The organism is Maribacter huludaoensis (assembly GCF_029350945.1).
GTDB classification, from domain to species: domain Bacteria; phylum Bacteroidota; class Bacteroidia; order Flavobacteriales; family Flavobacteriaceae; genus Maribacter; species Maribacter huludaoensis.
On the sequence record NZ_JARKMS010000004.1, the window covers coordinates 335,648 to 362,364 of the forward strand.

The window sequence follows — 26,717 nt, forward strand, 5'->3', positions numbered from 1 at the left end:
TGCGCTAACCATTTGATTTACTATGATATATATCAGTCCTGTACAGGTAGTATTAAAAACGGAACTGTAGCATAGATACTTAAATCCATTATTACAGGTTCATGTAAAAAACGTTCAAAAAACCTTCTACGGTGATAAGACATTGCCAGCATATTTATTTCTCTTTCAACTATAAAATCTTGAATAACATTGGCTTTGTCTGCGTAGTTCCAGATTTCATCATAACTATGTGGTATGTGGAGCAAACATTTATCCAGTAATTTCTGATTGGAAATTTGTTTTGGAGACATTATTTCTTCTTCATTGATATGAAGAACCGCTACCGAGGCGTCTGTAATGGCTGCAATGTTTAATAACATAGATAGCGTGCTTTTGGTACATCCTTTTTTATAATCCGTCACAAAGGCAATTTCTTTTATAGGTTTAAATGAAATTTCTTTGGGTATTGCCAAGATTGGGCACTGTGTAATGGTATTCGCGATCTGTATGGTATTACTGCCCATAAACAGTTCCTTGGCTCCTGTTTTTCCTTTATTGCCTAAAACAATGAGGTCAATTTTGTAATCCACCAATGTTTTTGAAATTAAAGTAGACAGACTTCCTTTGCTTGAAATGGTTTTGAATAAATGCTTATCGTTAGCTGTGTCCAAAATAATTTTATGAACGGTTTTGGTCAGGTTTTCATTTGAGTTGGCTTCAAGCTTTTTTAATACTTTCTGATCTGTAAACAATGCATTTTTGGCACTGACCACAATGTCATCATATGCATTGACCAAGTAGAAAGTACATTGGTTTTCGGCAAAAATCTGTGTTGCATAATAAAGGGCATTATACGCTTCATTGGAGAAATCCGTTGCAACAAGTATATTTTTAATTTTCATAGCTTTTATTGTGGAATTACCAAGAATGGAACGGTTACATGAAAGCCTATTTTCTTAATGACAGGCTCAATGAACAAACGCTCAAAAAAGGTGTGTTTGTTCTGTATCATTACCAATAAATTTATTTTTTGTTTGATCTGAAATTCATTGATGGCAGCAATAACTTCATTACTGGGTACTTCATGAAAAAAGCCACTTTCGGATAACACCTTGGCAAGTTGTTCTTTATTTTTTTCTTGTATCGTATTTAATTCATCGCCTGTGTAAACATGTATAACATTTACCTGAGAGATATGAGAATGAGTAATTTTTAGTAGTTGTTCCAAACTGTTCTTGTCTAGCCATACCTCAAAATCATTTGGGAACAGTATCTGTTCTGGAGCTTCATATTCAAAGCCAGAAGGGATGATCAAAACTGGGCATTTTGCATTTTTAATGACATGTACGGTATTTGTGCCCAATAATATTTCCTTAGCTCCAGAAGCACCTTGCGTACCCATGACAATGATATCTATTTTTTCTGCCTCTACGGTTCTAGTAATTTCGCTAGAAAGTACATTAAGAGCAGAATGGGTGATAAAAGTGTGCAAGGGATTATTAAATTCTTTTTCTAGTGTATTTTTTAGTGCTTCAAGATTATCCTGTGAGTTCTGTTGCACAATATCTCCAAGACCAATTTGTGCTGGACTCCCCATTAAATATTCTGTATGATATACCGGTGGCATGTAACTGTTCAATAGAAAAAATGTGCATTTAAGATCTTTGTATAATGTTAGGGCATACCGTATAGCGGTCAATGCGTTTTCAGAAAAATCTGTAGGTAGTAAAATACGTGTCATAATACTATAATTTAATAGAATAAAGTTACCTTCATTAGGTAGATTATAGTATGATATTCGTCAGTATTGAAAAGTATTTAATTGGTTATTATATAGTATAAAAGTAGTGTGTAATGAGAAAACTTTTTAAAAAGACCATAGCCTCGGAAAATCCCACATTGGTGTATTTTTTTGCATCTTGGTGTGTGCCCTGTAAACTTATGAGGCCAACAGTGGAGAAAATAGTAGAAGAAGGGGCAACAGCGATCAATAGTCTTGAAATAGACGTAGAGCTAGAAAAGGCAATTGTAAAAAAATATAAAATTAAGGGTGTACCTACCTTGGTATTGTTCAAGAACGGTTTACCCATGTGGAGGCATACAGGTGTTATGCCCATTGAGGATATTAGATTGGCAATAAATGAACATCGTTAAAGTACTTTTTTGCTATAAAACCTTCTTTGTTATTCATGTATAACCAGAAATGGTACTTTGGTATGGTAACTAATTTTTTCAACTGTTGGCCTAAAAAGAATTCGTTCTAGAAAATTAAGATTTTTTGCCACCATGATTACCATATCAAGATTTCTGCTCTCGGTAAAACATTGTACGGATTCGTCTATGTTTTTTCCTGTGATATTATGATAGGTACAAACATGATCCTTAAAATAATCTAATATGAAATTTTTGACCTTAGTTTGATTTTGGCTCAACTCTTCATTTGTGCCAGAAATATAAAGTAAGCGTAAGGCAGATCTTTTTAGAAGAATTATATCTTTTATCGTTTCCAAGACTTTGATATCGTATGCGATATTTAAATCTGAGGGAAAACCAATTTCCTGAATATTTTCATAACATGCATTTTCAGGTACAGCCATTACATTGCAGGGAACTTTGGTAATAACATTACCGGTGTTACTACCTATGGATACTGATTTAAGTCCCGTAGCACCCTTTGTGCCCATAATTATTAAATCGATATTTTTATTGATCACCAAAGTCTTTAGTTCATTAATGAGAAAACCATATATAGCCTGAACTTTAAAATTATGTTTTGCATTTAATGGAAGTTTTTCAATTCTCTTTAATAGATGCTGTAGCTTTTCTTTAGGCTCCGCAAGTATGGTTTCTTCTAAAATATCTGGTGAAACATATAATGCGGCTTCTCCACTAGAATTGGTATTTATAGCGTTGATGTGCACAATATGAAAGGTACATTGCGTTTTTTTGAAGAATGTAATTCCGTATAATAAAGCGTTCCAGGCATTATCGGAGAAATCGGTAGGGATTAATATGTTTTTCATGGTGACCGTTTAATTTTGACTAATTAGTATCGGGGCAAAAACAAAACCGGAATTTTAGAATGAAATGCAATTTTGTTGACAACCGGTTCTCCTATAACTTTCTCCCAAAATGTATGTTGATGTCTAATTAAGCTAAGAATTGCCGCAGTATTGTTACCTACATATTCATCAATACTTGTAGATATGTTTATGGCGAACGGTATGTTACTGAATTTATATTTTTGACCGGTGAGTCTTTCTCTAAGTACATCTTTATGTAACTCTTGATTGTCGTTTAAATTAAACTCCAAAGCAACATGTACAATTTCAATAGAAGCTTTCCATATTTTAGAAAGTTCTAGAATAGGCTCTAATACACTTTTCTTATAGGGTGAACTATAATCCGTAGCAAAGATTACTTGGGTCAAGTTTTGAAAATTATGTCCGGTAGGTACTGTTAGAATAGGAATGTTCTTGATATGCTTTAAGACTTTTACGGTGTTGCTTCCCAAGAAAACCTCTTTGGCACCAGTAGCACCTTGTGTACCCATTATTAAAAAATCTATATCATTTTTATGGATAACGTTCTCTACTGCGGTTTCTAAGTTTCCCGGTTTTGACAACGTCCTAAATTGATGCTTTGGGTTTTTATGGTTTGTTTTTAAATAGGATAGTACTTCTTCTAATTCTTGAACCGAGTATTTTGAAAGAGAATCATATATTGCTCCAAGTCGTTGCTGACTTTTAGCACCCATAAGATTTAAAGGGGTAGGTTCATAAGCATGAAGTAAATAGAAGTGGCATTCGACTTCTGCATATATTTTCAATGCGGTAAAAATGGCGTTCCATGCATTATCAGAGAAATCTGTAGTAATCAATATATTTTTCATAGCGATATAATTTTAATTAGCGGGGTAGATTTTGCATGACCAAAAACGGAATGGTTGGTGAAAGACCAATTTCATCAATAGTAGATTTATACAGCATATCTTCCAGAAAGGAGTGTCTTGAATTTACCATGACCAAAAGGTCCATATTATGATCGGTAATATAAGTTGAGATGGCTTTGGCTCTATTTTCTAAACCTTTGGTCACAAATGATAACCTGGCGTGAGGTAGAGATTCTTCCAAGAATTTTTTATTGTCCAACTGCCTATGGCTTAAATCAACAAAATCAGAAATATATAAACTATGAACTTCAGCCTTAAACTCTCCCGCTAAAATATCCAGTAGCTTCAATTCTCTTCGTTTGTAGGGTATCATGTAATTGCTGGGGAAAAGTATTTTTTTAGGTTGAGTATAGTCATATTGGTCAGGGACTGCCAAAACAGGGCATTTTACATATTTAAAAACTTGTACGGTATTGCTGCCAAAGGTTATTTTAGAGTTGGCGGTTTTACCTTTGGTACCCATTATGATAAGATCAATATTTTTTAGATCGGCAAAGTTGTTCAAGGCATCTACCAAAGATTCAAAAGCGGGTACTGCTTCATATTTATGTAAAGGGTTATGCGTTTTAGTTTGGGTTTCGGTAACAAGTTTGTTCAGTTTATTTTCAGAATCATCAGCAATAATCTTCTTCTGTTTCTCAAATGTTTCTGCATCTACCTTATGATAAGGTCCGTAAACTTCATCGGCATACGCATGTAAAAAGTAAAAATTTGCGCGTTCGCATTTAAATACATTCAATGCATACGAGATGGCGTGATCGGCATTGTTAGAAAAGTCAGTGGGTATGAGAATATTTTTCATAATTTATCTAATTGATATTTTAAATGTAAAATCAACAAAGAAGAATACCTATGATAAATATCAGTAGTACTATGTTTTGTAATGATAATGATATGCCATTTTTGATTAAAATGGGTACTTTTGATTGTAAAACCAGTAAATATGACCATTCATAATTTAGGAGACCAAAATTCAGTTCTTAATCAGTTTATTTCGGAAATACGCGATGTACAGATTCAAAAAGATCCCATGCGATTTCGTAGAAATATAGAGCGAATAGGAGAGGTGCTAGGTTATGAGTTCAGTAAAGAGTTGCTTTACAGCCCTAAAGATATAGAAACTCCGCTTGGTAATAAATCAATGCATTTAAGTCAAGATCAAGTTGTTATATGTTCTATTTTAAGAGCAGGTTTACCATTGCACCAAGGGCTTTTAAATTATTTTGATGCGGCTGAAAACGCGTTTATATCTGCCTACCGTAAACATGAAAACGGCGAAGATGAGTTTGAAGTCGTGGTCGACTATTTTGCGGCACCATCTCTAGAAGGTAAGGTATTGGTGTTAACAGACCCTATGTTAGCTACCGGTAGAACGTTGGAAAATGTGTTAAAGGGTTTAAAGGACCATGGCACACCCAAACAAATTCATATTGTTTCTGTTATTGGCTCGCAACAGGGTATTGAGTTTGTACAAAGCGTTTTCCCGGCACAGACGCATTTATGGATTGCGGCAGTAGATCCGGAATTGAATGCACGGGGCTATATAATGCCAGGTATAGGAGATGCCGGTGATTTGGCTTACGGACCTAAAATAGAGGTATAACCTTTATTGGCGTTCGTGTTAAATTTAGCGTTTACTTCTTAACTTTCCGGTCAGTTCATTAATATTGATACGAAATACGATCGGCGCTTCTTCGGCATCAATTTTTGCAGAAAACTCACTTATATATTTTGGGTGCTCACCGTAAATGGTTGCTATTAATTTTTTAACGCCATCAGAAAATTCATGTAGCATATGTTTGGCATCAATTCTAGAGAGCTCCTCAAAGATACCCTTAACTAAAACGGACTTCCAATTGGCTATGGAAGCTATTTCATCAACTCCCAAGCAAACCTTGGTATTCTTTCGCATTTCTTGAATTTTGTGTCCCCCGCTAGAATAGCAGGTAATGGAATGCGTGTCAGAATCGTAGTAAAATGTAGTAGGCACAATGAATGGGTATCCTCCTGAAAGGTAGGAAAGCCTGCCAATGTAGTTTTGTCCTAATAACGCCTTACATTCTTCTAGATTCATATTTCTTCTCATGACCAATTGTTGATTGTTGATACTATAAAAGTATATATCATTAATTTAGTGGCACATGATATTGGTCAGTATTAGAAAATTACTTTGACAACGAATTCTAGATAATACCCAACGAATACTAAAAGCCACCCTTTTTAGCGATTGTTCACTGTTAGATTTGACACCAAATAATAATCTAATACAACGATCATGAAACTACTTTACACCTTTTTACTGTGCACAATCTGCTTTGCAGGTTTTTCCCAAGATACTGAAAGTCCGTATTTATTGGTCTCTACCAAGAACGCCTTTATACCTTTAAAATCTTCCATAACAGAAGCAAATATAGCGGGTACCATTGCCCATGTCCGCGTTACACAAGTATATCAAAACAAAGGAGCCGAACCTATAGAAGCCAAGTACGTGTTTCCGCTATCTACACAGGCAGCGGTTCATAAAATGCATATGATAGTTAATGACCGACTTGTAGTTGCCAAAATTTTTGAAAAGCAAGAAGCTAAAAAAGTATACGATACCGCCATTGAAGAAGGTAAGCGTGCTGCAAAGTTAGAGCAACATAGACCCAATGTATTTCAAATGAATGTGGGCAATATTATGCCTGGCGATGAAATTACGATCGACATTTATTATACCGAAATGTTGGTGCCTGTAAATGGCGAATATCAGTTCGTAGCACCTGCCGTAGTGGGTCCACGATTTACTGGGGAAAGTACTGAAGCAGAAGGTAGTTTTGCAATGCCATACACAGCAAAAGGTATTGCAGATAGTTTTGATTTCGATATTTCGGTTAGGCTAAACGCAGGTATGGTCATTCAGCATGTCAATAGTGCATCACACGAAATTACAGTGGATTATCCTGATGCGAAAACAGCTGAGATTGTACTATCCGAAGAAAATAAAAATCCGTCGAACAGAGATTTTATCTTGAAATACAATTTTAGGGGCAATCAAATACAAACCGGATTATTGCTATACGAAGGCGAAGAAGAAAACTTCTTTTCTTTTCAAATGGAACCTAACAAGAATGTGGTGTTAGACGATATTCCGTCACGTGAATATTTGTTTATCGTTGATGTATCGGGCTCTATGAACGGGTATCCTTTAGAAGTATCACGAACCTTAATGCGCAATCTTTTATGTGGATTACGAATGACGGATACGTTCAATGTTCAGCTATTTGCATCAAGTTCAACTATGTTTAGCGCTGTGCCTGTAGAAATCAACGAGCAGAATATAGAGGCGGCAATTCGGTTTTTATCAGAAGGTCAAGGCGGTGGTGGCACACAATTGTTAAGTGCGCTGCAAACAGCATATAAGGTGCCTAGAAAAGATATGAGCGTAGCAAGGTCTATGGTGGTCATTACCGATGGTTATGTTAGCGTTGAAAAAGAAGCCTTTGAACTTATACGTAACAATCTAGACCAAGCCAGTGTCTTCACTTTCGGTATCGGTTCTAGTGTAAATAGGTATTTAGTTGAAGGTATGGCAAAGGTTTCTAACAGCGAATCGTTCATTGCCACAACGTCTGAAGAAGCTGCAGAAGTGGCTAAAGACTTTGCAAATTATATAGCAACTCCATTATTGACACGAGTAAAGATTGAATCCAAAGGGTTTGATATGTACGACCTTGCCCAAAAGAGCATACCAGATGTATTTGCAGCAAGACCGGTTGTGGTTCACGGTAAATATAAGGGTAAGGCAGATGGGAAAATTATCGTCACCGGATATCAAGGTAAAAAACGTTTTAGACAAGTGTTTAACGTAACTGACGGACAATTAAGCAAGCAGAACAAAGCCTTGGGTTATTTGTGGGCTAGAAAGCGGATAGGGGAATTGGATGATTACAAGAAGCTATTTAATGAAGATGTGAAAGCTGAAGTGGTGGCACTAGGACTCAAATATAACTTGTTGACGAATTACACCTCTTTTGTAGCGGTTGATGAAGCCATAGTCAATAAAGATGGTACGCTGACGAAAGTAAAACAGCGCTTGCCAATGCCAGATAACGTAAACAATTCCGCCGTAGGAGCAGAAGCTGAAGTCAAAGAAACTAGCAAATTCAAACGCACGTTCAACATCATTTTTGAAGACGAGATAGCAAAGAATGTAAAAAGACAGTTAACGATGGAATTTAAAGTGATGTATGCCAAATTAGTTTCGGAATACTTGAAAAAGTATGAAAGTCTGCGTATAAAATTCAATGCTGAAGGCAAGGTTATACGTGTAGAAAAATTTGAGAATGGCAGCTGGACAGTTGATGAAAGTATGCTGTTGGATTTTGAAAAAATAAGTTTAAAATCCGTTAAAAAAGAAATCACATTAACATTGAAAAAATAGGTAGTTAGTTTTGGTTAGTTGGTTCTCCGAAAGGAGAAGAAAACCTGTAAGATGTCTGTCATTTTGCAGGTTTTTCTTCTGCGATACATTGAAGAATAAACATGTTGAAACTTGAATAAATACGGGCTGTTCAACGAATTCTAGATGAACAGCTACGAATACTAGAACACCCTTATAAAAGCCTTGTCTCCGTAGTAATTTAGTAGTGTAGAAAGAAAACAACTAAAATAATTATCATGAGAAAATTCATTTTTTTAACAATCATATTATGTGTTTTTACCGCTAATGCACAAGAGTTTAAACTAACCGATACCTATGATGTCACTAACCAAAGAACCGTTGGGCAAGAGGAAGAAGACACCTGGGCGGTAGATGTCATTGAAACCAAAAATCCAGAGAAGACTATTGCCACCTTGAATATTGCAGATTTTGGTTTTTTAGATGAAATGAGAATCTCGGTTTTGGAAGAACCGGCATTAGAAGGAATCACAGAAATTTTGAAAATCACCCTTGAGTATAATGCATGTTGTTCCAGTACAAAAGAGTTCTATTATTTGCTTGGTGAAGATGGGGTCATTGCCCTGCCAAGTATAAAAAATGAGTATGCTTACGAACCTATTTCAGACATACATTACATATTTCCTAACCAGTCATTTGGCAAGGAAGGAACTATTCTAAGAGCCGCATTACAATACACGGAAACATATACGATCAAAGACATAAAAGTGCTAAGAAGCATTGCTTGGAACGATGATGACTTTGATACAGAAGATGCTATAACAGCAATTAATTAGTAATAACCCTTAAAATTTAAAATCATGAAAAATGTAAAGAAAAGTGTCCTGTTCATTTGCTTATTTGTAGTTGCAAATTTATTTGCGCAAAGTGTAGAACAAGTAGAGTTTGAAGTTATGGATAAAGAAATTCCTGCCGAAGAATTAACCTATGAGTATTTATTGGCACACAAGGTATTTTTACGAGAAAAGCCATCTGTACGTAGTAAAAAAGTAACCTTGTTAAATATTGGTACTAAAATGGTGTTGTGGGAAAAGAGTCTGTATGCCAAGGAAATAGACGGTATCAAAAGCCATTGGTATAGAGTAACCACAGGAGACCAGACCGGATGGGTGTGGGGCGGAATGATAGCGCAGAAATCCTTTGGTAGTATTGCGGACAACCAGGTGAAGTTTGTGTACGGTTATGAAAGCAGTACAACGAACGAAGCAGGTATTACGGAGGTAAAGTACCAATTACGTGCCTTTAAATACGGTCAACAATTAGATAAAATAGTGTTAGATAGTTTGTCTGCTATACCGGCTCATATTGAAAACCATGGTAGTCTTGGTTTGTTCAATGTAGAAGATGTGATTACAGTAGATTTAGCCGATGCGGATACCGGTTACCAAGTAGGTAAAAGCTATGTATTTTGGAACAATGGCAGATTTAAGAAAGTAGCGAGTTTAATTGACTATGCAGATAGCAATTATTTAAAAACGGAACATTTTGTTTTTCCTTCGGATATGCAAGGAGTTAAGAGTACCATTTTGTTGAAAACAACGATTACAAAGAACATAAAATCCTTGGATGATGCTTTGGCTCAAAATAATGTAGAATTTATTACCACGCCGTATATATGGAACGGATCTAAGCTGATAAAAAAGCAAGAAAACCGTGAAATAGAAGACAATGCCGTAGTAAGTATAGACTTTTAAAATAAAGCAATAATGAACAAGTGTTTTATTATCGTATTGGTGAGTGTGCTAATGCTTGGTGGCAAGAAGCCGTTTTCGCAGCAGTCGGAAACGGCACTTGCTTTGCCAAATACGAGCATTCAAGAATCTATCGTATTTATCGCTGGTTTTGATGAGAGTGACAATACCTATTATAGCAATGCAAAACAGTATTTTCAAAAACAGGGAATGCCTATTGTAGAGGGTTTGCATACCATTAGTGAGATAATCGCCTACATCAACAATGCAGGGGAAAACCAAGTTCGGTTTAAAGAAATTCACATAGTAAGCCATAGCAATGCCTGGTTAGGAATGTCCATGAGAATTAAGGAAAATGGCGAACGCATTACCGTAAAGAGTTTAGAACATGCAGTTAAGGAGTATAACATAGAAAGCATTTGCAAAGAATATACGGGCAATACCAAGATTATTTTTCATTCATGTGGATTGGGAGAAAACAAAGCATTATTAACAGAATTGAAGCATATTTTTAAGGCAGACCAAGTAATTGCATCGCCCTATTTTAATGTATTTGGCGGTAAATATGCAGAACATTACCTGGCAAAACCTTACTATGGGTATTACCCAACGGCAGAGTCTAAAGGACCAGCATTTCTATCCCAAGAATTTAGAGAAAACTACCCAGATGTACATATAGATTGGTTAACTGCTTTTACCACTAGACAGGAGTCTTCATTTGGTGAGGCTTATAGTTTTAAATTTAATATTCCGGTTGAATGGGAATTTACTTTTGACAACAGCAACGATATGCCTAAATTGGCAGATAAGGAAGCTATCATGGATTGGGTTTCAGAATCCCCAGAAATGGCGGAGGTATTGTTTGCCTTGCAAATTCCGATAGAAAAATTTCGTTGGAGAAGTACGGTAAATGGCAATACGCTAGTTATAAAAGGAAAAACTACGGTACTGTGCGTATTGGCACCTATTTTGCAGTCTAATGGTGCTAATGAGTACAAAAATGTGTCGGTAGAAGACCGTTCGCTTTATCAAATATTATAGTAGCATTGGCGTTAGTTTAATACGTAAAAGAAATCCGTTTTTTGAATCTGATTATTAAATACTTCTTGATTGTTTGCTGTTGTTTTGGTACAATACAATTATTTGCGCAAAACAGTCAGCTACGGTCATATACCATTGCAGATGGTTTACCGCAATCACAGGTATATGATATTATACAAGATGATATGGGCTACTTGTGGCTAGGGACTCAAGGTGGCGGACTGGCAAATTTTGATGGAGAAATTTTTGAAGTATGGAATGAAAGTGATGGCTTGCTTTCCAATTATATTGATGCACTTTACACCGTTAACGACTCCTTGTTTATTGGAACAAAAAAGGGACTTTCCATAAAGGTAAAAAACAACTTTGTTAATCTAGAAGCTCCGCAAATACTTCAATTGTTTCCAGTTGATGGTCAGTTATTTTTAGCGACTAAAAATGGACTCTATACCTACAGCAAAAATAAGCTGGTAAGCAAGGTTAATTTCAATTCAGAAATTGACAATAGTGAAATCAATTCGGTTTTTTTTGATGGAAATTATTACTGGCTTGCGACCAACAAAGCTTTGTGGAAGTTAAAAGAATTGGGTAACAATGCTACCGAAATTATAAAAGTTGAGAAGAATAATTTTAAGTCGGTCATAGCACATAACAATCATATTATTGCAGCAACTTTTGATGACGGTGTCTTTATAATCGATAAGGCTACAACCGATAATCGTTTTTTAATGCCAGAGCCCTCACGTATAAATTCCATGTCAATTCAAAATGAAGATGAGTTATGGATAACTACAGATAATGAGGGAGTTACCATTGTGGAAACCACAACATTTTCAGAAATAAAAAGATTGAATACTGCCAGTGGTTTGGCAACACCGCACATAAGAAAGGTCATAAATGATGAAAATGGCAATATTTGGATTGCAACATCGGGTGGCGGATTCTACAAGTATTTTCAGAACAATTTTAAACATTATAATCAAGGAACAGGCTTAAAGGGCAATCGCATTTATGCGGTACATAACGCTCCGGACGGATTATGGTTTTCCACTTCGGAAAAAGGCTTGGCAAAAATTTATTCCGAAGGCATTCACCCATTACCAAACGAGAGTACTTTTTTTGATGTAAAAATCAAGACCATTACTAGTGATGCCAAAGGCAATATTTGGGCAGGGTCAGATAATAGAGGTTTGCTTTTAAGAGAGACCAAGATGGTTGACAGTTTGGTGTTTTCATCGAGCGAAAATTACCTCATACAAATGGATACCGTTTCGGTAGAGCGCACGGCAAATCATATCATTGATGAAAGCAAAGGATTTCCTTCCGACTGGATTAGAACCGTAATTGCAGACGATGATTACATATGGGCGGCAACCTATGCCCATGGTATAGTGAAATTCAACTATTATTCCGATAAAGACAGTCTGGTCATTGGCAAAACCTTTTCTAGTAGAGATGGTATTACAGATATGCTCATTAAAAGCATGGTAAAAGCTGCCGATGGTAAACTATATTATGCAACCCAAAAGGGGTATTTGGGGTATATAGAAAATAATAAGGTGACAACTGTAGAAACAGGCTTGGAAGAACAAACTGCAATCGGTTCCATTTTGTTTCGTGATGATACTATATTCTTGGGAACTTCAGGTAAGGGAATTTGGTATGCCAACAGTTCGAATCCGGTAAATTTTCAGCAGCTAAAGGGTAGTAAACGCTTATCGTCCAATAACATATATCAGCTTATTTTTGATGACCAAGGCAACCTGTGGGTAGGTTCTGAACGCGGTGTAGATAAAATTGAACTTAGTGCAACGAACGAAATTGTAGATATCTATCATTTTGGTAGAAACGACGGATTCTTAGGTATAGAAACCTGCTTAAATGCGGTCGATAAAGATGAGGAAGGCAATTTGTGGTTTGGTGCTATTTATGGGTTGACCAAGCATATCCCTAGCGAAAGTAAGAAAACAGCGGCTGCACCAAAAGTATATTTTACGGGAGTAGAAGAGCGGTATAAAAGCATTGATTCCTTGATTTTAAAAGATTGGACGAATACGACCAAGGTATTACAGTTAACTCCCGATCAAACACAGTTAGGTTTTTCCTTTAGAACGGTAGATGTTGACCACCCAAACGAAGTAGCGTATAGAACTCGGTTAGATGATAATGAATGGAGCCCTTGGGTAAAGGAGAACAAGCAGAATTTTGCAGGTTTGGCGTATGGCGCACATACTTTTTCGGTACAATCCAGAAATTACAGATGGCAAGAAAGTGAACCTATAGCATTCCGTTTTTTCATTGATAGTCCGCTATACCAAAAAGACTGGTTTCAATGGTCGGTTTTGGCATTGGCGGTGGTACTGTTATTAGGTTTTGGTTGGTGGTATATACGTAAGATAAAATCAAAAAATAGGGCGGAACAGGAACGCTTGAAAACACAAAACTATTTGTTGACCCTAGAGCAAAAAGCGCTACAGTTACAAATGAATCCGCATTTCATTTTTAATGTTTTAAATGGTGTAAAGGCAATGGCAGGCACCAAACCAGAGAAGATGGATGCTACCATTAATAGTTTTGCCATACTGTTACGGGAAACACTACAAAATTCAAGAAAAGAGCATATCGGTCTAGACCAAGAAATAAAAGCGTTAAAACATTACATACATGTAGAGCAGTTAATGGCGCAAAAGCCTTTTGAATACGCGATGAAAGTTAAAACCACTCCCGATGCCGAAGAGATATTGATACCGCCCATGCTTATTCAGCCGTTTGTGGAGAATGCCATACGACACGGAATATTAAAAGGCGAAAAGGAAGGGAAATTGGAAATAGGTTTCACGACTTCAAAAACCCATTTGCATTGTAGTATTATTGATAACGGATTGGGTATTTTTAAATCGCAGAACGAAAAGCCAAAAACGGACCATCAATCAATGGCATTGACCGTTACCAAAGAAAGATTGGAATCCATTGCAGGTAAAAACACCTTGCATATCAGTGAAATAAAAAATGTAGATGGTAGCATTGAAGGTACCAAGATTGCCTTTAAAATACCATTACTAACAGATTATTAAACACCTATGCATACAGCGATAATAGTAGAAGATATGATTGACGCCTTAACCCTTTTAAAAAGGGATATTGAGACGCAGCACCCAGAAATTGAAATTATCGCCACGGCGCAGAGTGTAGTGGTAGCTGCCAAAGTACTGCGTAAAAATCAGCCCGATATTCTGTTTTTAGATATTATGTTAGGTGACGGTACAGGCTTTGATATTCTAGAAATTTTCCCCGACTTAAAATCGAAGATCATATTTGTAACCGCGAGTGATGAGTTTGCTATACGTGCCTTTAAATTTGCTGCAATCGACTATGTGTTAAAACCCTATTCTAACGAAGATTTAAGTTTGGCAATTGCAAGGGCAAAAGAGCAGTTACAGCCTAACAAAGAGCGTTTACAGATTTTAAAGGAGACCATTTCTGCGCCAGAGAAAAAACCTAATAAGATATCGTTACATACACTAGACCAAATTATCATTGTCAGTCTAGACGATATCATTCGGTGTGAATCCGATAGTAATAACACCATTTTTTACCTTCAAGATAAACGCAAGATATTTGTAACAAAGACCCTAAAATACTTTGCCGATTTATTAAGTAGTCACGATTTTGTTCGTGTACACCAAAGTCACTTGGTCAATCTGCAATGCATCAGCGCCTATATCAAAACAGATGGCGGTTATTTAATGTTGAAGAATGGAGAAAACGTACCTGTATCTGTCCGCAAAAAAACCGAGATTATTGAGATTTTAGATAAGATGCATAGGTAGCTGAAATTTTGAACTGTTAAAAACTAATATGGAAAAAAATCAAAGGGAAGTGTATTTTAAAATGGTTAACACCAATATTTCTAAATATGGATATCACACAACATATGTTATGGAGGAAATTGGATTTACTCCTTTTGGTTATTCAACTGGGATTTACGAGAATTTTAATATACCAGAACTGATTATATCAGGACTACCTAATGGTTTAACAACAACTTTGGTTCGTAATTACGCAAATAAATATAAAGACGGAACCGTACCATTAAATAGGAAAATAGTTGGGTTAATTGATAACTTTCCAGTTTATTTTGTTGAAGTTTCAAATGAGGTTTTGACTGAATATGTTTTAAGTTCAATTAAACATTATGATAAAAGAGACTATAAATATTTACAATTAATCTTTCCTGATTTAAAAGGTAATTTTCCAAATGAAAAGAATTACGAATATGATCAGAAGATATTTTAAAAGTAAAACTAATTTTACCTTATCAATAAATAGCTTCTCATTTTAGTTATATCGGCTAGAACCATTGCTTATTAAATTTATATTAATCATTTTAAAAATTTAATCGGGACTACCCTTCCTTGATTTTTCAATTCATCCTTCCGAAGTACAAAAAATCATCACCCCATTTTTATATAATTCTCAAAAGCGGCATTAAAAGTTATATTTTATGTTAAGGTTAACATAATTGTATCTAAAGCCTAACTATTTTTAGGGAGCACGAATAATTCAGTTAAAGATATTTCTAGCTCAATCGCAAGAAGAACTCAATAAGGTAGTTCAATTTTCATATGATTAAATTAGAAATAGTTGTTTTCTCAAAGAACAACACTAACAACATTGAAACACTATAAAACTAACACATGAAAAGAAGAGATTTTGTACAGTACGCCGGGTTGGGTGCCGGAGCATTGATGATGCCATCATTATTGCTAGGTAACGACATCCCTACAGAGGCTTTACTGGAACCAGGTATGGATGCCTTGGTGAAAAAACGAATGGCAGATGTTGCCTTAAATACAGCCAAATCATTGGGTGCTACCTATGCAGATGCCCGTATTGGCAGGTATTTAAATCAGTATGTATTCACTAGGGAAGACAAAGTTCAAAACGTGGTCAACACAGAATCTTTCGGTATAGGTATACGTGTAATCGCTAACGGTACATGGGGTTTTGCCTCTACCAATAGTGTTACCGAAGATGGTATTAAAAAAGCGACGGAGCAGGCAGTTGCCATAGCAAAAGCTAACTCTAAAATTCAAAAAGAACCGGTGAAGTTGGCTCCCGTAAACGCATACGGAGAGGTGTCTTGGAAGACACCGATCAAAAAGGATTTTAAGGAAGTTCCGGTTTCGGATAAGGTAGATCTTTTGCTAAGTGCAAATGCCGCTGCTTTGGATAACGGAGCAAACTTTGTGAACTCTGCCTTATTTATGGTCAACGAACAAAAGTACTTTGCTTCAACGGACGGCTCTTATATTGATCAGGATATTCACCGCTTGTGGCCAACACTACGAGTAACTGCTGTAGACAAGGCTGCCGGTACTTTTAAGACTAGGGAGAATATGAGTGCTCCCGTAGGTATGGGCTATGAGTATTTAGACGGATTGGAATCTGAGAAAATTGATGGTCCTGCTGGATTGCGTTTATATAGGAACAGCTATGACATGGTAGAAGATGCCACTATCGCAGCAAAACAGGCAAGAGAAAAACTTACGGCAAAATCTGTTGATGCCGGTAAGTACGATTTGGTCTTAGAGCCTAATCACCTAGGTTTAACTATTCATGAGTCTGTGGGTCACCCATTGGAATTGGATCGTGTATTAGGTTACGAAGCCAACTACGCAGGTACAAGTTTTGCCTCATTGGATAAATTAAAATCAGGCAACTTTAAATATGGTAGCGACATTGTAAATCTTGTTGCGGACAAGACCCAAGTGGGTTCTTTAGGCGCTGTGGGTTATGATGATGAAGGTGTGAAAGCTAAAAAGTGGGATTTGGTACGAAACGGCGTATTGACAAATTTCCAAGCCATACGTGACCAAGCACATATGATCGGTGAAGAGGAATCTCACGGTTGTTGCTATGCACAAAGTTGGGACGATGTTCAGTTTCAGCGTATGCCAAACGTATCATTAGAACCAGGTAAAGAAAAGTACTCTATTGCCGAAATGATAAAGGACGTTGAAAAAGGTATTTATATTGCTGGTAGAGGTTCTTACTCTATTGATCAGCAACGTTATAATTTCCAGTTTGGTGGTACTGTTTTTTACGAGATTAAAAATGGTGAAATTGTAGGTATGTTAGAAGATGTAGCCTACCAAAGTAACACCCAAGAATTTTGGAATTCATGTGTTAAGATTTGCGATAAGGATGATTACCGTTTGTTCGGTACGTTCTTCGATGGTAAAGGGCAGCCTTCTCAGGTGAGCGCTGTATCTCATGGTAGTTCTACTGCCAGGTTCAATGATGTAAACGTAATTAACACAGGTAGAAACATTTAATTGTTTCACTCTAAAAAGAACAACAATGGCAATTTATACAAAAGAAGAAGCAAGAAAAATATTGGAGAAGGCATTGAGCTTTTCCAAAGCCGATACCTGCGAGATTAATTTAAGCGGGTATAATAGTGGTAATATAAGATATGCAAGAAATACAGTATCTACATCGGGATACAGTTCTAACCAAAGCCTGGCGGTACAGTCTAGCTTCGGTAAAAAATCAGGTACGGCAACTATTGATGAGTTCGATGATGCATCATTGGAAAAAGTAGTGAGAAGGGCTGAGGAGTTGGCACAACTTTCTCCTGAGAATCCGGAGTTTATGGAACCTTTAGGTCCACAGATTTATGATGAATCGATAACATATAGCGAGTCAACAGCAAACATAACGCCGGAGTATAGAGCAGAAGTAGCCAGCAGCAGTATTGTACCTGCGGCAGCAAAAGATGTTACCGCAGCAGGATTTTTAAATGATTCGGCAGGTTTTAGTGCTATGATTAATTCTAAAGGATTATTCGCTTACAATCAATCTACAGATTTAGAGTTTACGGTAACTATGCGTACCAATGACGGTACCGGTTCTGGTTGGGTATCAAGAGATTTTAACGATGTAAATAAGTTTGATGCAGAAGAAGCAGCAAAGACAGCAATCGATAAAGCAGTACTTTCAAGAGAGGCGAAAGCAATAGAGCCAGGTAAATACACGGTAATATTAGAGCCAGCTGCCTCGGCAGATTTGTTACGTAACATGTTCCGTTCTTTAAACGCGCGTTCTGCAGATGAAGGAAGAAGCTTTATGTCCGCTCCTGAAGGTAAAAATAAGATTGGGGAGAAAATAGTGGATGAGCGCGTTAATATTTATTCAGACCCATTGCATCCAGAAGTACCTACAGCTACTTGGAACGGAGAGGGGCAACCTATAAAAAAGACAAGTTGGATTGAAAACGGAGTGGTGAAGAACTTAGCGTATGACCGTTTTTGGGCAAAGGAAAAAGGCGTGGAGCCAGTTCCTTTTCCGTCAAACGCAATTATGGCTGGTGGCGATGCCAGTTTAGAGGATTTGATCAAGAGTACTAAAAAAGGAATATTGGTAACACGTTTATGGTATATACGTAGCGTAGATCCACAGACCTTGTTATATACGGGACTAACTAGAGACGGAACGTTCTATATCGAAAACGGTGAAATTAAATATCCTGTAAAAAACTTCAGGTTTAATGAGAGTCCGATCATCATGCTGAACAATCTAGAAACTCTTGGAAAGCAAGTACGTATCAACGGTAATTTAATACCGTATATGAAGGTGCGCGACTTTACGTTTACCAGTCTTTCAGATGCGGTGTAAGGCATCATAAAGCACTATAAACTGGTTGATTGTGACATTTACATCAGCCAGTTTTCTTTTTTCAAGCGGAATAAAAACACTAATTACTTGCCCTTGAGCAACGAATTTTTCTTTACGAGATTACAGTATGAATCCGGCGATTGGGATGTGGATCAGCGCATGCCATCCAATCTGTTGAACTCATTGGTGGAGTACACCACTTTGAAAGTAGATACGCAAGAGAAGATAATCACTTTGGCAAGCGATGATATTTTTAAGAGTCCGTTTTGTTATATCTCAGGTCATAAGTTGGTAGAGTTTACCAAGAAGGAAAAAGAGAATTTTGAGAAGTATGTGCGCAACGGAGGCTTTGTTTTTGCCGATGACTGCAATCACGATATAGACGGCTTGTTCGCAAAATCCTTTGAGCGGCAAATGGAAGAAATATTTGGTCCGTCCGAATTAAAAAAAATACCCAACGACCATGAAATCTATACCATATTCTTTGATTTTGAAAATGGTCCGCCCACCACATCACAAGAGCTGAACGGCTGGGGCGATGATCTGGTGCACGATTATTTAAAGGCAATAGTCATCAATGGAAGAATAGGAGTGCTATACAGTAATAAGGATTACGGTTGCGAGTGGGATTATGATTTTAGAAACAAACGTTGGTACAAAATAGACAATACACGGTTTGGGGTCAACATTGTCATGTATGCCCTAACCTCATAAACATATTTTTGAATGGATAAAGAATTACAACGCATTGCAGATGAGGTAGAAATGCTTTCCGGTAAATTAAGTGCTTTAAAGCAAGAAATCGGGAAAGTGATTATTGGGCAAGAAGATACCGTATCGCAATTACTGATTACGTTTTTAGCCGGTGGTCATGCATTGTTAGAAGGGGTTCCCGGTTTGGCAAAAACACTAATGATCAGGACTTTGGCAAATGCCATCGATTTAAAGTTTAAAAGAATACAGTTTACGCCGGATCTAATGCCTTCGGATATTATTGGGACAGAGATTTTAGAAGAAGACCATACTACGGGTAAAAAGTTCTTTAAGTTCAATAAGGGTCCTATTTTCTCTAATATTATCCTAGCGGATGAAATTAACCGTACACCACCAAAAACACAAGCTGCATTGTTGGAAGCTATGCAGGAGTTTGAGGTAACTTACGGAGACAAAACCTATCCGTTAGATAAGCCATTTTTTATACTGGCTACACAAAACCCCATTGAACAATCAGGAACATTTGTTTTACCCGAAGCACAGCAAGACAGATTCTTGTTGTACATCAAAATAGGATATCCAACACAGCAAGATGAAGAAGCCATTTTAAAAGCGACAACGGGTACCTTTAAAAAGAAATTGAATCGAGTTATTTCGGGCGATGATATTGTGCGTTTGCAACAGTTGGTAAGAGAGGTATCCATCAGTGATGCGCTCATCAGTTTTGTGAGTGATATCATCAGGGCAACCCGCCCAGAAACTACGACCGATGCGTATGTAAAAGACTGGGTAGATTGGGGTGCAGGTCCGCGTGCAGGTCAAGCTATGATTTTAACGGCAAAGGCTAATGCCTTGTTAGAGGGTAGATTATCGGTAACATTAGATGATATAAAAGCAGTGGCATTGCCCGTACTTCGACATAGGGTTTTAGTGAATTTCAGGGCAGAAGCGGAAGGTATTACGTCTGATAAAGTGGCAACCCATTTACTGAGTGCCATTCAACTAAAAGGTAAATAATAACTCTGGATTATCGAGTTTATGGCAAAACAGGACTATCAAGATTTATTAAAACCAGAGGTCATCAATACGGTTGAGGGTCTTTCCTTAATATCGCGCATTGTGGTAGAAGGTTTTACGGCGGGTTTAAATAGAAGTGCCAGTGTGGGTCCTGGAATGGAATTTAGTCAGTACAGAGGTTACGAACCCGGTGATGATTTACGGCTGTTGGATTGGAAAATGTTGGCACGATCGGGCAGGTATTACATAAAACAGTCGGAAATTGAGAGTCAGGTAACCATTAAGTTTATTGTAGATACCAGTGCATCTATGTTGCACAAAGAAACCGAATTATCAAAGGTGGATTTTGTTCGCGTATTGGTAGCTACCTTAGCGTATTTGGCGCATAGGCAAGGTGATGCCGTGGGCTTATTCGCTTTAAATGAAAAAGATGCAATTAGCATATATCCTAAAGCAGATAAAAAGCATTACAACAGGTTGCTGTTAGAGTTGATTAAACTTTCAAACACTGGAAAGTGGCCAGCAGCCCATATTTCAAACAAACGCATACCGAACAGAGGAGGGAAGGAGCTGATTTTCTTCTTGACGGATATGTATGAAACCGGTGACGAGATTTCAAAATTTATAAAGGGATTAAAATCCGTTAAGAACGAGGTGGTGGTATTGCAAATTATGGGTGCTGCCGAAATTGATTTCAATTACGGTGCTAACATCACTTTTGAGGATTGGGAAACAGGGGCAAGAATAAAAGTAGATACGCAGCAGGCAAAAACCGAATATTTAAATGCTCTTGAAAACAGATTGAAAAGTATAAAAGAAGAATTGCTGTCTAACGGAATAGATCATCATGTATTTAGAATGGATGCACCTTTGGGTGAAGCACTTCAGTTATTTTTGAAACAACGAAAAAGAATCGGTTAGTATGTCATTTGCACATCCTTCATATCTATGGGCTTTATTGGGACTTCTGGTTCCCATAGCCATCCATTTATGGAGTAAAAAGGAAGCAAAGACCATTAAAATTGGTAGTGTACAATGGTTATCAGAATCGAAATCAAAACAATCTAGCAGTATTCAATTGAATGAATGGTGGTTGTTGGTATTACGCATGGGCATCATTTCCCTATTGGTATTGTTGATGGCAAAACCACAATGGCATTCAAAAGTGAGTACTACATCCCTGACCTATATTATTGAGCCAGAGCTGGTACAGTATACTGATTTTATGTCTCGCTTCAATGAAATAAGCGATGATCAAGAAATTAGACTGTTGCGCAAAGACTTACCGTTAAAGGAAAATAAACAGGCAATAGTTACTATAAATTCCATACCTGATTATTGGGCTTTGGCATCTGAAATGGATGTGCTGCAGACCGATAGTATTGTTGTCTTTACCAAGGGTTTTGCCAAAGGGTTAAAAGGAGCAAGACCAGAAACCAAGCATAAAATGCATTGGGTAGTCATTGATTCCGCATTAGCGAAAGAGACACCTTTCTTAGCCTATAAAAAGAAGAACGGTTTACAATTATTTTCCGGAAAGAGTAGTCCGTTTGACACCAAAGTCAGCAAAAAAAATATCAAGTTAGGCGATGAATTTACACTTAGCACTAATGGCGATAGCTTAGTAATTTCAGGAACGAACCCGGTAGAGAAAGTTCCTGTGTATGTTCAGAACCCCATTAAAATAGCTCTTTATTATTCCGATAGTTTACAGAAGGACAAATTGTATATAGAGGCAGCGTTAAAGGCGCTTTCCATTTATTTGGATAGGGAGATTCAGGTAGAATCTAGCTTAGATACGGAAGTAGAATCGAACAAAGAAGCAGATGCCATCATCTGGCTGAGTACAAAACCTGCCCCTAAAACGGCTAAAAAGTTACTAGTCTTTAAAGAGGATGCGCTATCGGTATCAATGATAATTGCCGGCGTAGCCGAGCATACATTCTATTTGACCAAACGCATAAACTCAGAGAACGCGGTTACGGAGCGATTAACAGAGCAATTGTTGCAAATGCTGGAAATCAATGGTGAAGTTGAAAAATTAGTAGCTGAGGTAGATCATCGTTCGGTAACTGCGGCTGAATTGGAAACCACTTATACACCTAGTAAAAAGAAGCAAAAACAATTGGCAAGTCAGCATGTGAATCCGTATTTATGGTTAATCCTTTTAGTATTGTTATTAGTAGAACGCTTTGTAGCATATAAACGCAAACAGTGATGGAGCAGGGCAAACTACACTTGGTAAAATTTCAAAAGCGATGGCAGTTGTTGTCATACGCCGAGGCTGTTCTGTATGCTTTGGGAATTGCCGTACTATGCTATTTTATTACTGAAACTGTTTGGTTTGGCTTGGTAACATTCATTATGAGTGTTTTACTTTTTGTCTTCAGGAAAAAGCCTTGGAAGCATAATTTGAACGCAACAAGTTCCTATATAGATGCCCACGTCTCAGAAGCATCATTCAGCACGGGGCTGCTGTTACAACCAGAAGACAGCTTATCCAATTTAGCCAGATTACAACGCTATAAGGTTTCGGAAGAACTCACCAAAAGATTGGGAGATATAAGTCCGCCAAACGCCCTGAAACAAGCATTTTTAGTCATGCTAGGTTGTATATTACTCGGCTTTATATTTCACAAGTTGGCTATATTTCCCGGGGTTGCTAACGAGCTAAACAATCCTAAAAATACCGAGCAAATTCAGTTCGTGGCAACGGATAGTGTACAAGTTAAAAGCAGTATTCCGGCAATTGAGAAGCAGGAAATACGGGTTATTTATCCATCGTACACAAGATTGGGGAGTAAGTCTACAGCAGACCCAAATATAAAGGCTGTTACCGGAGCTAAAATTCAATGGAAGTTACAATTTGATGCTGCAGTTGTAGCACCGGTATTAGATGTGATGGGCGAGTTAAAGCCTATGCAAAAATCAGAAACAGGTTATCAAGTGCAATTACCTCTAACAGCATCAGGTTTTTATAGTTTCAAATTTCAAAATGAAGAAGGAACAGAGTATACATCCGATTTGTTTTCATTGGAGGCAGTAGCGGATAATCCGCCCGAAATAGAGATTTTAGGATTGGAGCAATACACCTATTTTGATTTTTCCGATAAAAAATTGGTAGAACTGCAAAGTGCCATTACAGATGATTTTGGAATTGATGAAAGCTATATAATTGCAACGGTAAGTAAAGGCACGGGAGAGTCTGTAAAGTTTAGGGAAGAAAAATTGAATTTTAAGGAAGCCATTTCAAAAGGAACCAAATCTACACGAGCCACCAAAACACTAGATCTAAATGCCTTGAAAATGGAAGTAGGCGATGAGCTTTATTTTTATATAGAAGCCTTTGATGAAAAACAGCCGAAGCGTAATGTGGCACGTAGCGAAACGTATTTTGCAGTAATCAAAGATACCGTGGGAGAGCAATTTGGTGTAGAGGGAACTTTAGGCGTAGACCAAATGCCCGATTATTTTAGAAGTCAGCGACAATTGATTATGGACACCGAGAAATTAATAAAGGATAAACCCAGCATTTCAATTCAAGAATTTAAATCGAGAAGTAATGAATTGGGGTTTGATCAAAAAGCGCTGCGTTTAAAATACGGACAGTTTATGGGCGATGAATCTGAGATGGAAGAAGCACCTGCCGTGATCGAAAGTCATGAAGAAGGTGAAGACCATGATCATGCTGAAGATCAAGAAAATATACTAAAAGAATTTATGCATGACCATGATGGTGATAACGAGCATAACTTGGTAGAACAGCATGAGCACGAACATGAAGAAACAAGCGAAGAACCAGAAGACCCTTTACATGATTACCTGCATAATCATGATGATCCAGAAGAATCTACCTTGTTCGAAGAATCCTTAAAAACCAAATTAAGAAAGGCATTAAGTATCATGTGGGATGCCGAATTACATTTGCGATTGTATGAGCCAGAAAAGTCGTTGCCATTTCAATATGAGGCTTTAAAATATATTCAAGAAATTAAAAATAGTGCTCGTATTTATGTGCATCGCATAGGATTTGACCCACCACCGATTAAGGAGGAAAACCGACTTACTGGAAATATAAAGGACATTAAAAATTATAGTAAAAACGAAACAACTAGTGCAGATTTACCTTTTGAAGCCATTGAAAATGCAGTTAGCCGTATAGAACAGTTGGTACAAGGCGAACAGAAGTTTAAAGAGGATGATACTATACTTTTTACTGCTGCAGGCAATGAGCTGGCACAATTGGCAATAGAAAACCCGGGTAAATATTTACAGGTCTTGCAAGGGTTAAAAAGTATAGAGAATAACTCGGGAAGAACCCTTGAAAATTACCAATTTGTTCAAAAAGGATTGTTATTGGCTTTGCCAAGTACACCGCAGGTGCCCGGATCTGAAAAAGTGTACACAGACGAAATCAATTCACTATTTCTAAAACAATTGGAAGTGTATGATTGATGGAATTTCGTTTGTACAGAAAGAATTGCTACTACCTATTATTTCAGGTGGTGTATTGTTATTTGCTGCATTTATTTTTAAGGAATGGCAAACACGAAATAAGGGCAAGTTTACTTTAAATGCTATAGTTGCATTTATAACGCTGTTCGCCTTAATTTTAATTATTTTAGAACCTAGCAAAGAAGTAGAAATACAGCACAAGCAAGGACTACTTTTAACCGAAGGCTACCGAACGGCACAACAAGATAGTTTAGAATCTATTTATGAGGGAATTCAGGTATTGGAATATAACCACAAGCAATCGGTTCGTTGGGCTTTAGATTCGCTCACAAGTCTGCTTGTTATTGGCGATGGAGTAGCACCCTATGATTTTTATAAGTTCGATAGTATTCCAACAAGTTATTTAGCTAACGAAATTACATCAGGAATTACCAAGGTAAAGTTTAATGACCATCTTGTTTTAGGGGATGATTTAAAGCTAAACGGAACTTATGCTAAACCGAAGCCAGGTTCCATTTTAGTATTGCAAGATTCGCGAGGTAATGGTTTGGATTCTATACTTTTAAAAGACAAGAGTTCGCAAAATTTTTCCTTAAAAGCAGTCCCAAAAGTTAGTGGTGATTTTATTTTTAAATTATCCCAGAAAGATAATGTGGGTAAGGTGTTAGCATCGAATCCGCTACCAATTACAATTCGTAAAAAAGAACCTATTCGCGTATTGATAGTAAACACCTTTCCAACATTTGAAACAAAATACCTCAAGAATTTTTTAGCGGATCAGGGGTATGAAGTTACGGTTCGTAGTCAGTTGACAAAAGGAAAATTTAAGTTCGAGTATTTTAATACCAAAGCATCGCCAATTTATCAATTTACCGAGGAGAGCTTAAGTAAGTTCAATGTGGTTATTACAGATACCGAAACCTATTTCAATTTCGGAAAAACGGTAAAAAATCGCTTTGAACATAGCATACGTGAAAATGGATTAGGCTTGTTTATTCAACCAACTGAATTGCTGTTTAAACTTGGTAAAGCAATGCCATATTTTAGTTTTAAAAGCGATGGCGTAAATGAGGTGCAATTGCCCAATAGTACCGTCAACATAGAAAAATATCCATTTACATTTAATGAAACATTCGCTGTGAATGCAATAGATTCAAATGAACTTGGAAAATTATCGTATTACAAGCAATTGGGCTTGGGTAGAGTTGCAACCACAACATTGTTAAATAGTTATCAATTATTGTTGCAGGGAAAGGATCAAGCCTATAAAATCATTTGGACTCAAATTTTAGATAAAATCGTACAACGAAAAGAACAAGTGGTAGCATGGCAATCGCAGACGGAATTGCCAAAAGTGGGCGAGCCATATTCTTTTGTATTACGTACCGGTTTGGAAGATTTTCAGATAATAAATACTGAAGAAAAACGTATTCCATTGCTACAAGACGCAAACGTGTCTTTTAAATATTCAGGTACTACATATCCGAAGAAAGCAGGGTGGAATACTTTGGAAGTAGAGGGTGACAGTACAACTCAATTTTCCTATTACGTTTACGATGCCGATGATTGGAAATCTTTAAGTGCCTCGAATACAAGAGCTGCTAATACTAAAAAGTTTGGTAAAGGAATAAAAGAAAATAGGACAGTTATGGTGAACCGTCCTATATCGCTACTATTGCTTTATATATTGTTTCTATTGGGAATTGGATGGTTATGGTTGTCTCCAAAATTATCATCCCAAAGTTAA

23 protein-coding genes are annotated in these 26,717 nt (G+C 37.1%); 17 read left to right on the forward strand and 6 right to left on the reverse strand.

What is annotated here, in order from left to right; translation table 11 throughout:
- Positions 1–32: 32 nt before the first annotated feature.
- Positions 33–881, reverse strand: a complete 849-nt coding sequence (locus PXC01_RS13700) for a universal stress protein (protein WP_276472847.1) — start codon at positions 879–881, stop codon at positions 33–35.
- 5 nt (positions 882–886) lie between these two features.
- Positions 887–1,720, reverse strand: coding sequence for a universal stress protein (locus PXC01_RS13705; protein WP_276472848.1), 834 nt, complete (start codon positions 1,718–1,720; stop codon positions 887–889).
- 113 nt (positions 1,721–1,833) lie between these two features.
- Here PXC01_RS13705 and PXC01_RS13710 point away from each other — a divergent pair, with 113 nt between their 5' ends.
- Positions 1,834–2,133, forward strand: a complete 300-nt coding sequence (locus tag PXC01_RS13710; protein WP_091603035.1) for a thioredoxin family protein — start codon at positions 1,834–1,836, stop codon at positions 2,131–2,133.
- A gap of 29 nt (positions 2,134–2,162) precedes the next feature.
- On the opposite strand, the gene PXC01_RS13715 is transcribed toward PXC01_RS13710, so the two are convergent.
- Genes PXC01_RS13715 through PXC01_RS13725 form a run of 3 tightly spaced genes read right to left on the reverse strand, consistent with a single transcriptional unit; the run spans position 2,163 to position 4,733 of the window.
- Positions 2,163–3,002 carry a universal stress protein gene (locus PXC01_RS13715; protein ID WP_276472849.1) on the reverse strand — a complete coding sequence of 280 codons (840 nt, stop codon included), beginning with the start codon at positions 3,000–3,002 and terminating at the stop codon, positions 2,163–2,165.
- Between the two features lie 23 nt (positions 3,003–3,025).
- Positions 3,026–3,871: a universal stress protein gene (locus tag PXC01_RS13720; RefSeq protein ID WP_276472850.1), complete on the reverse strand. Its 846-nt coding sequence runs from the start codon at positions 3,869–3,871 to the stop codon at positions 3,026–3,028.
- A gap of 16 nt (positions 3,872–3,887) precedes the next feature.
- On the reverse strand, positions 3,888–4,733 hold the full coding sequence (locus PXC01_RS13725) for a universal stress protein (protein WP_276472851.1): 846 nt from the start codon (positions 4,731–4,733) through the stop codon (positions 3,888–3,890).
- Between the two features lie 141 nt (positions 4,734–4,874).
- Between PXC01_RS13725 and upp the strand changes: the two genes are divergently transcribed.
- Entirely contained in the window at positions 4,875–5,534 is a 660-nt protein-coding gene (upp, locus tag PXC01_RS13730; RefSeq protein WP_276472852.1) for a uracil phosphoribosyltransferase, read from the forward strand.
- A gap of 24 nt (positions 5,535–5,558) precedes the next feature.
- Here the strand turns inward: upp and PXC01_RS13735 are convergent, their stop codons facing one another.
- Complete coding sequence (locus PXC01_RS13735) at positions 5,559–6,017, reverse strand: pyridoxamine 5'-phosphate oxidase family protein (protein ID WP_276472853.1); 459 nt, start codon at positions 6,015–6,017, stop codon at positions 5,559–5,561.
- Positions 6,018–6,206: 189 nt separating this feature from the next.
- On the opposite strand from PXC01_RS13735, the gene PXC01_RS13740 reads away from it, so the two are divergent.
- The 15 genes from PXC01_RS13740 (at position 6,207) to PXC01_RS13810 (ending at position 26,717) form a co-directional block, all read left to right on the forward strand.
- The gene (locus PXC01_RS13740; protein ID WP_276472854.1) at positions 6,207–8,354 is read left to right on the forward strand and encodes a VIT and vWA domain-containing protein; all 2,148 of its coding nucleotides are present in this window, start codon (positions 6,207–6,209) and stop codon (positions 8,352–8,354) included.
- 236 nt (positions 8,355–8,590) lie between these two features.
- Positions 8,591–9,148, forward strand: a complete 558-nt coding sequence (locus tag PXC01_RS13745) for a hypothetical protein (protein WP_276472855.1) — start codon at positions 8,591–8,593, stop codon at positions 9,146–9,148.
- A gap of 24 nt (positions 9,149–9,172) precedes the next feature.
- Positions 9,173–10,066: an SH3 domain-containing protein gene (locus PXC01_RS13750; RefSeq protein WP_276472856.1), complete on the forward strand. Its 894-nt coding sequence runs from the start codon at positions 9,173–9,175 to the stop codon at positions 10,064–10,066.
- A 12-nt stretch (positions 10,067–10,078) separates the two neighbouring features.
- The gene (locus PXC01_RS13755) at positions 10,079–11,104 is read left to right on the forward strand and encodes a hypothetical protein (RefSeq protein WP_276472857.1); all 1,026 of its coding nucleotides are present in this window, start codon (positions 10,079–10,081) and stop codon (positions 11,102–11,104) included.
- Between the two features lie 41 nt (positions 11,105–11,145).
- The gene (locus PXC01_RS13760) at positions 11,146–14,178 is read left to right on the forward strand and encodes a sensor histidine kinase (protein WP_276472858.1); all 3,033 of its coding nucleotides are present in this window, start codon (positions 11,146–11,148) and stop codon (positions 14,176–14,178) included.
- A gap of 6 nt (positions 14,179–14,184) precedes the next feature.
- Positions 14,185–14,934, forward strand: a complete 750-nt coding sequence (locus tag PXC01_RS13765) for a LytR/AlgR family response regulator transcription factor (protein WP_276472859.1) — start codon at positions 14,185–14,187, stop codon at positions 14,932–14,934.
- Positions 14,935–14,962: 28 nt separating this feature from the next.
- Positions 14,963–15,400: a DUF4262 domain-containing protein gene (locus tag PXC01_RS13770; protein WP_276472860.1), complete on the forward strand. Its 438-nt coding sequence runs from the start codon at positions 14,963–14,965 to the stop codon at positions 15,398–15,400.
- 401 nt (positions 15,401–15,801) lie between these two features.
- Positions 15,802–17,442: a TldD/PmbA family protein gene (locus tag PXC01_RS13775; RefSeq protein WP_276472861.1), complete on the forward strand. Its 1,641-nt coding sequence runs from the start codon at positions 15,802–15,804 to the stop codon at positions 17,440–17,442.
- Positions 17,443–17,467: 25 nt separating this feature from the next.
- Positions 17,468–18,784, forward strand: a complete 1,317-nt coding sequence (locus tag PXC01_RS13780) for a TldD/PmbA family protein (protein ID WP_276472862.1) — start codon at positions 17,468–17,470, stop codon at positions 18,782–18,784.
- 93 nt (positions 18,785–18,877) lie between these two features.
- Entirely contained in the window at positions 18,878–19,498 is a 621-nt protein-coding gene (locus PXC01_RS13785; protein WP_276472863.1) for a DUF4159 domain-containing protein, read from the forward strand.
- Positions 19,499–19,510: 12 nt separating this feature from the next.
- Complete coding sequence (locus PXC01_RS13790; protein WP_276472864.1) at positions 19,511–20,515, forward strand: AAA family ATPase; 1,005 nt, start codon at positions 19,511–19,513, stop codon at positions 20,513–20,515.
- Positions 20,516–20,536: 21 nt separating this feature from the next.
- A complete protein-coding gene (locus PXC01_RS13795; RefSeq protein WP_276472865.1) occupies positions 20,537–21,436 on the forward strand; it encodes a DUF58 domain-containing protein in 900 nt (299 codons plus the stop codon).
- 1 nt (position 21,437) lies between these two features.
- On the forward strand, positions 21,438–22,733 hold the full coding sequence (locus PXC01_RS13800; RefSeq protein ID WP_276472866.1) for a BatA domain-containing protein: 1,296 nt from the start codon (positions 21,438–21,440) through the stop codon (positions 22,731–22,733).
- Positions 22,733–24,970, forward strand: coding sequence for a tryptophan-rich sensory protein (locus tag PXC01_RS13805; RefSeq protein ID WP_276472867.1), 2,238 nt, complete (start codon positions 22,733–22,735; stop codon positions 24,968–24,970). Before PXC01_RS13800 ends, PXC01_RS13805 begins: the two co-directional genes overlap by 1 nt.
- The gene (locus PXC01_RS13810; RefSeq protein ID WP_276472868.1) at positions 24,963–26,717 is read left to right on the forward strand and encodes a hypothetical protein; all 1,755 of its coding nucleotides are present in this window, start codon (positions 24,963–24,965) and stop codon (positions 26,715–26,717) included. The genes PXC01_RS13805 and PXC01_RS13810 overlap by 8 nt, the downstream gene beginning before the upstream one ends.